This window comes from Candidatus Anstonellales archaeon (assembly GCA_038869735.1).
Classification (GTDB): Archaea; Micrarchaeota; Micrarchaeia; order Anstonellales; family CG1-02-47-40; genus JAWCQO01.
Map to the genome: position 1 here is coordinate 1 of JAWCQO010000012.1, position 13355 is coordinate 13355.

A 13355-nucleotide genomic window follows, 5' to 3' on the forward strand; every position below is an offset into this window, starting at 1 on the left:
CTTTTTCAACATTCCTCCACTAAGCTCTCTTCCATTCCTCATTTAATCAGTAACGACTCTATAATAGAAAGTAACCCCCGTAGGCTCTTTTCTTGTAATTCTTACCACGTCGCCAACCGACGCAGAGATACCAAAGAGTTTGAGTGCCGGGTCATCTTTCTTTATCTTGGGAAGATTACCGGGCCCACAATGAAGTTGCAAAAACAATTTCTCTTTTTCCTCCGCATTAAGAAGTTCGTGTTGAGGGACTAGGTTATGCATAATGGGAGGGTCTTTTCTCATAGCACCACGAGTAGCCGGAGAGCGTGTTCAAATATTATAAAAGAAAACATTTAAAAATCAAACTGAAAAAAAACCAAAAGTTCAAAATAAATGAGGCGAGCTCTTTATATTAGCTCTTTCTATCCCAATAATATGCAACTTAAGGGAAGTAGTCGGTTTTTATACCTTCTTCGCTCTTTTTGTCCCTCCTTCTTCATCTGTTGCATTAGGCTCAATAATTTGATTTTCCACGAGGATTCATTAGATTCAGATTGAATAAATTCTTACTGCAACAGGCAATCTTTCACTTATCCTTATAAATATTAACCTACAATTTTTCTTAAAATTCCAAAAACAAAGCCAAAAACAAAGAGAGTTTCGGTGTTTTTATGTCTGCTGAGAAAAAAAGTGTTGAAGAAAGCGACCCGCAGGAATTTGAAAACGATATGGAACGAATAAGAATAGCCGAAGAAGAAGCTTCTAAGATTTTGTCTGAAGCAACAAAAAAAGGAGAAAGTATAATATTAGAAGCAAAAGAGAAAGCCAACAAAATAATAGACGAGGCGCGTGAGAAGGCTATAGCTGAGAAAAACCGAATAATTGAAGAAGGAAGAAAGAACATAGAAAAAGAGAAGCGTGCGATTATTGCCAGTTCACGCATGCAGGCAAAAAAACTTTCATCGCGGTCCTTATCGCTTGCATACGCCAGGAAAATTGCGCAAGAGCTTGTCTAAACCCGTAATGGTTCTAAGCGGAGAGGACAAAGGATGATTAAACCTGAAAAGATGCAAAAGGTTAGAATCATAGGGTTGCGAAAAGACGAACCTCACGTAATTTCGACTCTGCACGAGCTTGGGCTTCTGGAAATAACCGCCGTAGATACGAGACTTAACGTCTCACGAGAGAAACTTCTGGATGTTTATTTCATAGTCTCTGAACATTTAACACGAATTCGAGGTATAAGAAGCACGCTTATTCCGTTGTCTCGTGGAAAAAAAAGACTTTCACTTGAAGAAGCTATTTCAAAGTCTAAATATCTTGTTAAACTTGAGGAACGAATAAAGCTCTTAGAAGCTAAGCGTGAGATGGCAGAAAGCAGAATAGATGACCTTTTAGAGCAGCACTCTCAACTTAAAAAAATACAGAACCTAGATATAGACTTGGGGCGTCTCTATCCTTCGAAATACACAGAAAGCTTCATTGGCACAATAAAAAGAAAAAATTACCAACAGCTAAAAAACCAACTAGGGCAAAACGTTACTTTATCTATAGCTCATTCTGAAGAAGGCGGGTACGCCTGCGCAATATGTGCCTCCAAAAAAGAAAATATCCGTCAAATTCTTGAGAAGAGCGGGTTTGAGTTTATCAGCATACCACCCTTGACTGGAACGCCAAAGGAAAACCTCCTAAAAATAGAAAAAGAGGCAGAAGCACTTCGAAAGAGTCTTGAAGAAATAAATGAAGAGTATCTCTCAATATCAGAAGAACATTGGGAACAGATAGATTCAATAGATAGGGCTTTGAAGATCTGGGAGGCAAGATGTGTTAAGGTTTCTGAGTTTGGAGCAACCCAGGAAACCTTCATTGCTGAGGGTTGGTGCACGGCTAAAAATTATCATCGGTTGGAAACAGGTTTAAAGAAGGTTTTTGGGAAACGAATTTTTATAAAACAAATCGAAGGCGGTGAGCCACCAACAAAACTCTCCAATCCAAAACCCGTCCGTCCCTTTGAATTTTTAGTTGAGTTTTTTTCGTTGCCAAAGGCATGGGAAATCGACCCTTCCTCAATTTTAGCATTTACCTTCCCCTTTATTTATGGCATGATGGTAGGAGACGTAGGCTATGGTCTCATCTCACTTGTTTTTGCATTACTTCTTATCTCATTAACCAAGTCTCCGATGTTACAAGGATTTGCGAAATTGTGGGCTTTAGCAGCAATTCCATCAATAGTCTTTGGGATTTTTTTTGATGAGTGGTTTGGCTTTACCTTCGAGTCGTTTATGCACGAACTTGGATTCTCGGTCAGCGGCAGTTTTCTTAAAGTTTTCTTCAATTTAGATATTCACCTTTCTCGTTTGCATGATATAAAACAACTCATCTTTCTCTCAGTCATTGTTGGAATTTTGCATCTTATCCTTGGCCTTTTCTTAGGCTTCCTAAATGAACGCGATCATTCACGAGCCCATGCAATAGCAAAACTTGGTTGGATTGGTCTTCTCATCGCAGGAATTCTTCTTGTGCCAAACTTAATGTTTAAAACGTCACTTCTGCATCTGCCTTTTGATGAAGTTATCATGGGAGCTATACTCTTTGCGGTTTCTCTTATAGCAATTATAAACGCAGAAGGTATTGTTGGAGTTTTTGAAATTCCCAGCATTGCAGGAAATGCACTTTCATATTCACGAATTGCAGCTGTGGGCCTCGCAGGCGTGGTGGTTGCTGAAGCAATAATAAATAAGCTTATCTTTGAAGGTGTTGCCCTTCCAAATAAAGAAAATGCTCTTCTATTTATTGTTTTAGTCTTTATAGTTTTCTTCCTCCATGCGATAAATACCTTCCTAGCCATGTTTGAATCCCTTGTTCAAGGAGCCCGACTCAACCTGGTTGAGTTTTATGGGAAGTTCTTTCATGGCGGAGGAAAAAGGTTTTCGCCTTTTTCGATGGAGGAGAGATAAAAAAATGTAAAACGAGGTGTGTTGAAATGACAGATATAGGAAGTGGAATTATAGCAGTCGGAGCTGCTTTAGCAGTAGGGCTAGGTGCACTTGGAACAGGATGGGCACAAGCAACCATTGGTGCGGCAGCTATGGGCGTGATTGCAGAGAGACCTGAAGAATCAAGCAAGTTGCTTGTATATCTTGCCCTTCCCGAAACAATTGTAATCTTCGGCTTCGTAGTTGGAGTCCTGATGGTTCTCTCAATAAGTGGAGCATAAAATCCTCAAATCAAAACTTTAAGAAAATACTCTATAAGGTGGTTTCAGATGGCCCTTGACTCTCTTGAAAGGGAGATTAAATTAGAATCCTCTTCAAAGGCGGCCGCTATCGAATCAGAAGCAAAGCAGAAGGCGCATGAAATAATAGAAAATGCTCAAAAAGAATCAGCCAAGATTATTTCAGCTGCACGAGAAGAAGCACAACGCACAATCCATGAAGATCGCGCTGAACAAATATCGGCAACCCATCTTGAAGCTTCAAGAATAATCTCAAATGCCAAAAACGAAGCAGTAGAGGCAGGAGTAGCGAAAGTTTGGAAAGAATTTTCTAGCCTTTCCAAAGGAAAAGACTATCCCAATATACTAAAAAAGCTAATTCTCAGTGGAATCTCTGAAATAGGAAAGGAATACGTCCTCAAAATAAGGGAACAGGATGCCGCACTCGTAAAGAAAATGGGTTTTTCCTATACAAAAAGCTTCATTTCGTCAGTCGGCGGTGCCATTATCATGCGACCAGACCAAAAGGTTTCATCTAACAAAACATTTGAAGCTATATTCGAAGAAAAAAAGAACATTATAAAAGCAAAGATTTACAAGAAATTATTTTGATGGGGCGGGAAGCACGTGATTAGCATAACTCATAAGACTTCAAATCTAAAAATACCAAAGCCAAGTCTAATCTCTCGCCTTCTTGGGAAGATAAAAAACCGCTCCCTTATTTATGGTTACTCAAATGCGCGCATACATGCAATGAAGGCGTCACTTCTTAGCACAAATCAAATAGAAAAGCTTCTTTATTCTGAAAACATAAATTCACTTATAGGACTTCTTGAACAGACCTCTTACAAAAAAGACATCTCCCAACTTGCAATAAAATATACAAAAGAAGAACTTGTTGAGCATGCAATAAACCATCATTTCTGTCGCGAAATTCAGAAAGTCCTTAAGATAGCTCCAAATGGCTCAAAACCAGTTCTTACAGCCATGCTTCAGCGCTACGATATATCAAATATTAAGACTATCCTGCTTGCTAAAGCCTTGCAAAAGAAAAAAGAAGAATTTATCGACTTGCTCATGCCTGCAGGGCAGCTTAGCATGAGGTTTTTTGAAAAGATGATAGATGCAGAGGACACCATTGAGGCAGCAAAGATGCTTGTCGGCACTGACTTTGAGATTCCTCACGAAATTTTGCAAAGAGGGAATGTTCATGAAATGATAAAGCATATTGAAAAAAACTACTACTCATCCATTTTTGAGAGAACATTTATAAGCGAGTACGAAGACACAAAACTTCACGACTTTTCTACACTAGAAATAGATAAAAAAAACATATTGGACAACTTAAGGTGCAAGCTCTTTACTGCTCAGGGACACGAATGTGCAATAAAAAAAGGGGGAAAACGGCCATTTATTGGCAGAATAACGGAATCAACGCTTAATCGTATCCACTCACTCCCTACGATTGAGGATGAAATAAAAGAAGTTGAGAAGATTTTGGGTATCGAAGGACTAAATGAAAAATACAACCAACATAAATCTATTGCTTTTATAGAGTTGGAAATAGAAAAACGTGTTTCACAAAAACTGCTACACTCCTTCCACAAAAGCATTCTTTCAATAGGTACTCTTATTGGATATATCCTACTAAAAGAAGAGGAGATAAATAACATAAGAAAGATAACACGGGGCAAGCAATACGGACTTCCAACTGAGCTAATAAAAGACATGCTTGTAATCATAAGCTAAGGTGACCTGTGATATGGATGAATCAAAGAAAGAAATTGTAGTGGTAGGCGATAGCGCTACAGTGAGAGGTTTTCGATTAGCCGGAATAGATAAAACTTTTTCTGTAACTGAAAATGAGGAAGGTTGTAAAAAAATCATCGAGCTCATCTCACAGCAAGATGTGGGACTGATAATTACAACAGATAACCTTGTCGAGAGCTGCGAAAGAAGAATAAAACAAAAAATAGCAAGTACGGTTAAGCCAATTATAATCACTGTTCCAGGAATTAGGGGGCCTATCGAAGAGGAGGAGTCAATTTCAAAATTAATAAAGAGAGCATTAGGCATCTCGCTTAACATGGGAAACTCTAATCAAAAGGAGGGAGAAAATGGGAGAGCTCTATAAGATTTCAGGTCCAGTAGTTGTTGCAAAGGACATTGACGGAGCAAAGATGTATGATGTAGTAAAAGTAGGGAAACTTGGATTAACAGGCGAAATAATTAAGATAGATGGTGCTTTCGCTACTATTCAGGTATACGAAGATACTTCTGGTCTTAGACCCGGTGAGCCGATCGTAAGTACTCATGAACCACTCTCGATTGAGTTAGGACCAGGCCTTCTCACTTCAATTTATGATGGAATTCAAAGACCACTTGATAAAATTGCAAAGAAGGCAGGAGTCTTTGTATCTAGGGGGGTGAGCATCCCTGCCATTGACAGGCAAAAGAAGTGGAATTTTAAACCAATTGTTAAGAGTGGGACCAAAATAAAAGTTGGAGATGTGCTTGGAACAGTGCAGGAGACTGAACTCATTGAACACAGAATTCTTTCTCCTGTAGCTGGAACCATTCGTTCGATTTCATCCGGCAAGTTTACTGTTGAGGATACGGTGGCAAAAATCTTTGATGGAACAAAAGAGCATAAAATTAGCATGCTTCAAAGGTGGTTTGTTCGCAAACCGCGCCCCGTCCTTGATAGGCTCGATCCCCAAATTCCTCTTATAACAGGCCAGCGAGTTATCGATGTTTTCTTTCCGATAGCAAAGGGAGGGACCGCTTGCGTTCCAGGACCCTTTGGCTCGGGCAAAACAGTTATTCAGCATCAATTTGCAAAATGGTCCGACACTCAGATAGTAGTGTACGTTGGATGCGGAGAGCGAGGGAATGAGATGACTGAAGTGCTCACAGAGTTTCCAAGACTAATCGATCCTAAAACAGGAAAGCCACTTATGCAAAGGACGGTTCTTATAGCCAACACCTCAAATATGCCGGTTGCCGCTCGCGAAGCATCCATCTATACGGCCATCACGATTGCAGAGTATTATCGTGATATGGGATATGATGTTGCCCTTATGGCTGATTCGACATCTCGATGGGCAGAAGCCATGAGAGAAATTGGCGGACGTCTTGAAGAGATGCCCGGTGAGGAGGGATATCCCGCATATCTGGGACGCAGACTTTCAGAGTTTTATGAGAGGGCAGGAAGAGCACAATGCTTAGGTTCTCATCCTAGGTACGGTTCAGTTACTATAATAGGAGCCGTTTCTCCACCAGGGGGCGACATAAATGAACCGGTTTCTCAAAATACATTTCGTGTAACAAAGGTGTTTCTCGCGCTTGATGCATCTCTTGCGCAAAGGAGGCACTTCCCTGCCTTTAATTGGCTCAGGTCATACTCGCTATATACATCAACACTTGATGACTGGTATAAGAAAAACATATCCGCTGATTGGATAGACCTACGAAAAGAAGCGATGGCTCTTCTCCAAAAAGAGGCAGAGCTCCAGGAAATAGTCCAACTAGTAGGCCCTGATGCCCTTCCTGATAAAGAGCAAGCAATACTCGCTACAACCAAGATGATACGTGAAGATTTTCTTCAGCAATCAGCGTATCATGAGATAGATACTTACACTCCCCTCAAAAAGCAATACCTCATGTTAAAAAATATCCTTCATTTCCATTACAGGGCAATGAATGCAATCGATCTTGGAGTTAGCGTAAAAGAAATATCACGTCTGAAGGTTCGTGAAAAAATAGCCCGCAGCAAAGAAATCCCAAATAACCAATTAAATGAATTAGAAAATATTTTGCAACAGATAAATTTGGAATTCGACTCCATTACAAAAGGCTTTGTGGAGTCAGAGAAAAATAAATAACCATTATCCGAAGGGGTGTTTAGAGATGAAGGAGTATAAAACCATAACAAGAATAAGCGGTCCTCTTGTTTTTGTAAGCGATGTTGATAATGTTGCCTATGGTGAGATTGTTGAGATATCTCTTTCATCTGGAGAGAGAAAAATAGGTCAAGTCCTTGAAACAAGCAAGGGAATCGCAGTTGTCCAAGTTTTTGGTCCGACGGCAGGTATAGACATAGAGAATACTTCTGTAAAATTTCTTGGAGAGACAATGCGCATTGGCGTTTCAGAGGAGATGCTCGGCCGAATCTTTGATGGTCTTGGAAATCCTATAGATGGAGGCCCACCAATCATTCCTCAAAAAAGGTTAGACATAAATGGAGAAGCAATAAACCCTTATTCACGAGATGAGCCACGTGACTTTATTCAAACAGGAATATCTACCATCGATGGTATGAATACTCTTGTAAGAGGACAAAAACTACCAATATTTTCTGGAAGCGGACTTCCGCATAATGAGCTTGCTGCGCAGATTGCTAGGCAAGCAAAAACGAAAGGGAAAGGTGAAGAATTTGCAGTTGTATTTGCAGCAGTAGGCATTACCTATGAGGAGGCATCTTATTTTATGCGCGATTTTGAAAAGACCGGAGCTTTACGCAGAGCTGTTCTATTTCTCAATCTTGCAAACGACCCCTCTATAGAGCGCCTTATTACTCCTCGCCTTGCCCTAACTACCGCTGAATATCTTGCTTATGAAAAAGACTTCCACGTGCTTGTGATCATAACTGACATGACCAACTACTGTGAGGCACTCAGAGAGATAGCCGCAGCCCGGGAGGAAGTTCCCGGCAGGCGAGGTTATCCTGGATATATGTATACTGATCTTTCATCAATTTATGAACGGGCAGGAAGAATAAAGGGCCGTAAAGGCACAGTAACCCAACTCTCAATTTTAACTATGCCCGGAGACGATATAACACACCCAATCCCGGACTTGACTGGCTACATTACTGAAGGTCAGATAGTCCTTAGCCGTGACTTGCATCGGAAAAATATCTCACCACCAGTTGATGTGCTGCCTTGTCTTTCTCGTCTTATGAACCTTGGTATAGGGGCCGAGCGGACACGCGAAGATCATCGAAGCGTAGCTGACCAACTCTATGCAGCCTATGCTACGGGCAGAGACCTACGCTCACTTTCTGCAGTTGTAGGTGAAGAAGCACTTTCTGAAATAGACCGTCTATATCTCCGTTTTGCTGATACATTTGAAAAGCGCTTTATTTCCCAAGGCAACTACGAAGATCGTTCAATTGAACAGACACTGGAGCTTGGGTGGGAACTCCTCTCACTTCTCCCCTCATCAGAATTAAAGAGAGTAAGGGAAGAATTTATAGAAAAATACGGAAAGAAGTACTACGAAAAAAATGAAAAGGGACATTAGAAAATGGAAGAAAGAATAAATCCTACTAGGATGGAGCTTCTAAAAGCTCGCCAGCGCACGAAGCTTGCCACCAAAGGCCATTCTTTGTTAAAACAAAAAAGAGATGCACTAGTTCTTGAGTTTTTTAATCTCCTAAAAAAAGCCGCCGATCTCCGAGAAATCTTAAACAGTCACATGAAAATGGCTTATGCAGCGCTTGCAATTGCTGAAAGCTGTCATGGAGAAGTTGAGGTAGAAGCAGCAGCAATGACCGTTTCTCGTGCACCTAAAATACAGATAGAAGTCAAAAATGTTATGGGCGTACTTATCCCCTCAGTTACGGTTGAGGCATTGCCGCCTCAAGAAATCGATTTTGAAGGTCGCTTTCTAACCTCAAGTGCTAAAATAGACGAGGCTTCTGAGGCATTTAAAAAAGCCCTTGATATGATAGTCAAGCTCGCTGAAACTGAAAGCGCTATGAGGCGCCTTATAAAAGAAATAGAGCATACAAAAAGAAGAGTAAACTCTCTGGAATACATTATAATTCCTCGTCTTAAGCTTCAAGCCAGAACAATTGCCTTCTATCTTGAAGAAATGGAACGAAATTCGTTTTTTATGCTTAAAATGATTAAAAAGAAATTGGAATAAAACGGTTAAAACAAAAAGTCTTTTTCCTCTACATCTAAAATTAGAACAGCTGCCACCTATAAGCACTAAACACGTCTACGTCTACTACTCATTTCACTCCGTTTTCTCCTTATAAGCTCTTGCTTTATTGATAACTGCATATTGGGGTCTACATTCTCATCAACCATAACATTTGCTCCAATCCAACAACCATTCCCAATCATCTTTCCTGGCATGACTGAGGAGAGCACCCCCATCTTTACATCATCTCCTATAATTGCACCCAGTTTGTTTCTTTTTGTATCAACAATAACGTCATTGACCTTTGTCTTTATGTTACTTTCATCAAAGCGAAAATTTGCGATTTGTACGCCGGCACCAAAATTACATCTTTCGCCGACTATGCTATCACCTATGTAAGCAAGATGTTTTGCATTGACTGAATCAAATACGATGCTGTTTTTAACTGTCGTAGAGTCTCCGATACAGCAGTTTGCTCCAATGCTTGTAGCTCCACGTACATAAGAATGTGGACCAATAACTGAGTTTTCACCAACATAAAGTGGCCCTTCAATGTAACTTGAGATTATTTTTGCATCTTTTTCCATGTAGACCTTTCCTCTTATAATCGAACCTTCAACATCTCCAAACCTAGCTGGAAGTCTTTCAAGGAGAAATCTGTTAGCATCAAAAAGCTGCCATGGAAGACCCATGTCTAACCAGTAGTCCGAAATTTCGACACCGCATGCATTCCCATCTTTAAGAAGATCAGTTACCTCATATTCGCCTCGGGGAGAGACTTTTATCATTTCCATTTTCTTAAAAACCGACGGCTCAAACACATAAATTGAACAGTTAGTAAGACCCTCCTTTGGTTTTTTTGGCTTTTCTTCGAAAGACACTATTCGTCCATTTTCTAAATTGGCTATCCCATAGTCTTCAGGATTCTCAATCCTTTTTAAAGCTGCAGTAATCTCCCCACAATGAGCATTAGCAAGCTTCCTAAATACGTTTGCTTCTGTGATTATATCGCCGGCGACTCCAAAAAATGTTCCGTTGACTAACTCCCTTGCTTCTAAAAACGCTGCAGCCGTGCCATACCTCTTTTTCTGAACTACAAACTCTATTTTTATCCCAAGATTTATCTTTTCAAAATACTCCAAGATTCTCTCCTTTTTATAGCCAATAACTATAACAACCCTTTTCACACCAACTTCTTTAAGATTTTCAATGACATGTCTTAGAATCGGCTTTCCGGCTAGGTTTATCATACATTTTGGTCGAGTATATGTAAGTGGCCTGAGTCTCTTTCCTTCTCCAGCGGCTAATACAACTGCTTCCGATATTGTCATTATCCATCCCTCTACTCATCATCAATTCATCATCTTTCCATACTCACTCTTATTACTAAAACACTTTAAATAACTGCACCAGCTCTCTTTTTTGCTTCATGTGAAATCAGTGTTTGCATCTCAAACAGCTTTTTAACCTCTTTGGTAGTTGTAACATCATAAATCCCCTTGTCCTCTCTTATAGCAAGGATTCGCGGAAACCTGAGAGCAAGACCCCTTCCGTTCTCAAATCCACACGTATGCATTGGAGAATGCGAAATTTCATCTGCAGTAATTGAAATTACGTATCGTGGACGACACCAGAAATCCGGAACTATTTTTGAGTCTAAATTTTTTGGTTTTTCGTTGATTGCAATTTTTTTAAGCATGCCCTGCAATTTCTGCATCTCATCTTCAGTGAATCCGCTTCCAACGCGGGCTATTGTTTCAAATTTTTCTAGCTCATCATTCCAAACTGCTGCAAGTATTCCCCCAAACTTAAACTCTGCTCTCTGCCCCTTTCCAAGATAATATCCAACTATCACTGCATCTATGGTATCAGCCATCTGCCCATACGATTTTTTAAGCTTTATCCAAGCAAATTTTCTTGCCCCTGCAATATATGGGGCGTTTAGGTCCTTTGCTATAATCCCTTCCAATCCCTTTTTAATACACCCCTCAAAAAACGTCGCTATTTCCTTTGGAGAATCGGTAACAATCAATTCTGATGGCTGAAGTGTTGTCCCACCCTTAAACAATCTTTCCAGTTCCTCTCTTCTTTTAGAAAATGGCATTAGCGTCATATCCGTCCCATCAATTTCAAGGACATCAAAAACAAACAAGCGAAGTGGAAAATCACGTGACATCTCTTCTACCCCATATTTTCTTTTTCTCTGAACTGTCGTCTGAAATGATAGATACCTTCCTTCTTTTTGCGAAAAAGCAAGTGCTTCACCTTCAAAAATAACCTCCTTTACGCCTAGCGCCATTACTGCTTCCACAATTTCGGGAAACATAGGTGTAACTTTTTCCAGTTTTCTAGAGTAAATCTCAATCATGTTTCCTTTTTTATGAACTTGCATACGCAGACCATCGTATTTAGAATCCACTCCGCATTTCCCAAGCCTTTCAATTATCTTTTCTATGCTGGCCTCTCTTTCAGCTAATGCAGGACGAATAGGCCTAAACGGAGTTATTCTAAATCTTCCAATTTCGTGCGGATTCTTAATAAATGATTTTGCAACAAAGCCAAGGTCAGAGCAAATATTGTAGGCACGCTCAAGTTTTTCACGGAGACTCTTGTCACCAGTCGAGTAGTAAGACAAGGCATCAATAATAGTTGCATCGCCGATACCGAGGCGAAGATTACCCACAGCAAATCTGATCAAATATCTAGCTTCAAGGGGGGTAGCGTGATTTAGAAGCTCAGATAATGTTTTTATCTTTGCCTCTTGCGAACCCTCTCCAGACATCTTTGCGAGCTTCATAAAAGAGTCAAACACCTTCTCAACACTTAATGGCTGATAAAATAGGCTTGCTTGTTTCTTTTTTCCAACCAACTCTTCCGCAACAAGTCCAAGATCTCCCCTTTTTTTGTATAACTCCTCAACTTCTTTTCGTGAATAACCGCAAGATAAAGAGATTGCTTGGAGAGTAAATTTTTCCCCCACTCCCAATTCGATACCCTCATAAGCAGGGGCAATCATACCCTGAGCAAGATAAACAATCTTATCAGCTACATCAACAGATGCCGATTTAAAAATCTGCGCCATAATCTCTGTCATTTTAAGCCTTGACGTAGTTTTCTCGATCTCAGAAAAAGCATTTGCAAGTATTGAAAATTGCATATAACAATAATGGATTCAAACTTAAAAAGGATTGCAAAACTATATTTTGTATTTATATACCTTATTTGCATATTCTGGCTTGGTAAATATGAAGACTGGTCAAGCATCCTTGGAATATCTCTTCACTTATGGATGGATGATACTTATAGTCCTAGGCGTAATTGCCCTTCTTTCATATACTGGTTTTTTTTCCTCCTCACATATTCGTTCAGAAAGCTGTTTGTTTCAACCCGCTTTCTTATGTACAAACCACATCTTAGTATCAGAGGAGGATGGAAATGTTACCCTAAAATTTAGACTCCTAAACGCATTTGGAAATGGAGTTAAATTTGTAAACGTTTTTGGCAATATTGCACATCGAGGCTGGATTCCCGGCGTGATAAAAAATGGGGGCATCATACAAAATGGGCAGTACGAGGACTTTGAAATTACCTTTACTAATAACCCTCCTAAAAGAGGAGAGATTATAGAAATTTGGCTTAAAATTGAATATATAAATTGTGAGGCAGTTAATTGTCAACTAGATAGTGAGGATGTGGCATTAGAAGAAAATACTCATAAACTTGTGGGGAGAGTAAATACCAAAGTTGAATAAATAAAGCGAATAGATATGTAGGCGACCAGATATGGTTTCGTATATCTCACGTCTCAAGTTACGTTCTTTTAAATCGTTTAAGTTTGCAGATATCCAATTTGGAAGAGGATTTGTCTGTCTCGCCGGTCCAAACGGGAGTGGAAAAAGCAACATCTGCGATGCTATAATGTTTGCTCTCGGAGAAATGAGTCTCAAATCCCTGCGGGTAAAGAAAGTCAAGGACCTCATACATCGTTCTTTTTCAAAAGCAGAAGTAACACTTGAATTTTTAGGTGATGAAAAAATCGAAATAAAACGAGGCATAAGGGAAGATGGAAAAGTCCTTTATAAACTCAATGGTAAGAGAACCACACGAAGCGCAATCATCGATTTATTAACATCACATGGAATTGCTCCTCTATCACACAATCTAATCGCTCAAGGTCAAATTCAACACATAGTAGAAATGAACTCAAAAGAAAGGCGCCAGATACTCGACT

The 13355-nt window shown here is 39.8% G+C and carries 14 protein-coding genes; 11 read left to right on the forward strand and 3 right to left on the reverse strand.

Going from position 1 to position 13355, the window contains the following annotated elements; genetic code table 11:
• Positions 1-42 precede the first annotated feature (42 nt).
• Entirely contained in the window at positions 43-282 is a 240-nt protein-coding gene (locus QXF67_04380) for a DNA-directed RNA polymerase subunit RpoH/Rpb5 C-terminal domain-containing protein (protein MEM3060738.1), read from the reverse strand.
• A 368-nt stretch (positions 283-650) separates the two neighbouring features.
• On the opposite strand from QXF67_04380, the gene QXF67_04385 reads away from it, so the two are divergent.
• The 9 genes from QXF67_04385 to QXF67_04425 are packed head-to-tail and all read left to right on the forward strand — an operon-like array spanning position 651 to position 9124.
• Positions 651-995 (forward strand): hypothetical protein, encoded by a 345-nt coding sequence (locus QXF67_04385; GenBank protein MEM3060739.1) that lies wholly within the window; start codon positions 651-653, stop codon positions 993-995.
• A gap of 33 nt (positions 996-1028) precedes the next feature.
• A complete protein-coding gene (locus QXF67_04390) occupies positions 1029-2936 on the forward strand; it encodes a V-type ATP synthase subunit I (protein MEM3060740.1) in 1908 nt (635 codons plus the stop codon).
• Positions 2937-2962: 26 nt separating this feature from the next.
• Complete coding sequence (locus QXF67_04395; GenBank protein ID MEM3060741.1) at positions 2963-3196, forward strand: hypothetical protein; 234 nt, start codon at positions 2963-2965, stop codon at positions 3194-3196.
• 48 nt (positions 3197-3244) lie between these two features.
• Positions 3245-3805 carry a V-type ATP synthase subunit E family protein gene (locus tag QXF67_04400; protein ID MEM3060742.1) on the forward strand — a complete coding sequence of 187 codons (561 nt, stop codon included), beginning with the start codon at positions 3245-3247 and terminating at the stop codon, positions 3803-3805.
• A 15-nt stretch (positions 3806-3820) separates the two neighbouring features.
• Positions 3821-4942, forward strand: coding sequence for a V-type ATPase subunit (locus QXF67_04405; GenBank protein MEM3060743.1), 1122 nt, complete (start codon positions 3821-3823; stop codon positions 4940-4942).
• Positions 4943-4955: 13 nt separating this feature from the next.
• A complete protein-coding gene (locus QXF67_04410) occupies positions 4956-5327 on the forward strand; it encodes a V-type ATP synthase subunit F (GenBank protein ID MEM3060744.1) in 372 nt (123 codons plus the stop codon).
• Positions 5311-7077, forward strand: a complete 1767-nt coding sequence (locus QXF67_04415; protein ID MEM3060745.1) for a V-type ATP synthase subunit A — start codon at positions 5311-5313, stop codon at positions 7075-7077. The genes QXF67_04410 and QXF67_04415 overlap by 17 nt, the downstream gene beginning before the upstream one ends.
• Before the next feature lie 25 nt (positions 7078-7102).
• Entirely contained in the window at positions 7103-8497 is a 1395-nt protein-coding gene (locus QXF67_04420; protein MEM3060746.1) for a V-type ATP synthase subunit B, read from the forward strand.
• 3 nt (positions 8498-8500) lie between these two features.
• The gene (locus QXF67_04425; GenBank protein MEM3060747.1) at positions 8501-9124 is read left to right on the forward strand and encodes a V-type ATP synthase subunit D; all 624 of its coding nucleotides are present in this window, start codon (positions 8501-8503) and stop codon (positions 9122-9124) included.
• A 65-nt stretch (positions 9125-9189) separates the two neighbouring features.
• Here QXF67_04425 and QXF67_04430 read toward each other — a convergent pair whose 3' ends face one another.
• On the reverse strand, positions 9190-10455 hold the full coding sequence (locus QXF67_04430; GenBank protein MEM3060748.1) for a sugar phosphate nucleotidyltransferase: 1266 nt from the start codon (positions 10453-10455) through the stop codon (positions 9190-9192).
• A gap of 65 nt (positions 10456-10520) precedes the next feature.
• Positions 10521-12281: an ATP-dependent DNA ligase gene (locus QXF67_04435; protein MEM3060749.1), complete on the reverse strand. Its 1761-nt coding sequence runs from the start codon at positions 12279-12281 to the stop codon at positions 10521-10523.
• Positions 12282-12369: 88 nt separating this feature from the next.
• Between QXF67_04435 and QXF67_04440 the strand changes: the two genes are divergently transcribed.
• Positions 12370-12876 carry a hypothetical protein gene (locus QXF67_04440; GenBank protein ID MEM3060750.1) on the forward strand — a complete coding sequence of 169 codons (507 nt, stop codon included), beginning with the start codon at positions 12370-12372 and terminating at the stop codon, positions 12874-12876.
• A gap of 31 nt (positions 12877-12907) precedes the next feature.
• Positions 12908-13355 (forward strand): AAA family ATPase (locus QXF67_04445; protein MEM3060751.1); only part of this gene is annotated, 448 nt, incomplete at its 3' end.

What these genes read in the sequence shown, in the direction of transcription:
- QXF67_04435 (MEM3060749.1), bottom strand. Translation starts at nt 12,281, where the DNA reads ATGCAATTTTCAATACTTGCAAATGCTTTTTCTGAGATCGAGAAAACT.
- QXF67_04395 (MEM3060741.1), top strand. Translation starts at nt 2,963, where the DNA reads ATGACAGATATAGGAAGTGGAATTATAGCAGTCGGAGCTGCTTTAGCA.
- QXF67_04430 (MEM3060748.1), bottom strand. Translation starts at nt 10,455, where the DNA reads ATGACAATATCGGAAGCAGTTGTATTAGCCGCTGGAGAAGGAAAGAGA.
- QXF67_04420 (MEM3060746.1), top strand. Translation starts at nt 7,103, where the DNA reads ATGAAGGAGTATAAAACCATAACAAGAATAAGCGGTCCTCTTGTTTTT.
- QXF67_04415 (MEM3060745.1), top strand. Translation starts at nt 5,311, where the DNA reads ATGGGAGAGCTCTATAAGATTTCAGGTCCAGTAGTTGTTGCAAAGGAC.
- QXF67_04410 (MEM3060744.1), top strand. Translation starts at nt 4,956, where the DNA reads ATGGATGAATCAAAGAAAGAAATTGTAGTGGTAGGCGATAGCGCTACA.
- QXF67_04385 (MEM3060739.1), top strand. Translation starts at nt 651, where the DNA reads ATGTCTGCTGAGAAAAAAAGTGTTGAAGAAAGCGACCCGCAGGAATTT.
- QXF67_04400 (MEM3060742.1), top strand. Translation starts at nt 3,245, where the DNA reads ATGGCCCTTGACTCTCTTGAAAGGGAGATTAAATTAGAATCCTCTTCA.
- QXF67_04425 (MEM3060747.1), top strand. Translation starts at nt 8,501, where the DNA reads ATGGAAGAAAGAATAAATCCTACTAGGATGGAGCTTCTAAAAGCTCGC.
- QXF67_04390 (MEM3060740.1), top strand. Translation starts at nt 1,029, where the DNA reads ATGATTAAACCTGAAAAGATGCAAAAGGTTAGAATCATAGGGTTGCGA.
- QXF67_04440 (MEM3060750.1), top strand. Translation starts at nt 12,370, where the DNA reads ATGAAGACTGGTCAAGCATCCTTGGAATATCTCTTCACTTATGGATGG.
- QXF67_04380 (MEM3060738.1), bottom strand. Translation starts at nt 282, where the DNA reads ATGAGAAAAGACCCTCCCATTATGCATAACCTAGTCCCTCAACACGAA.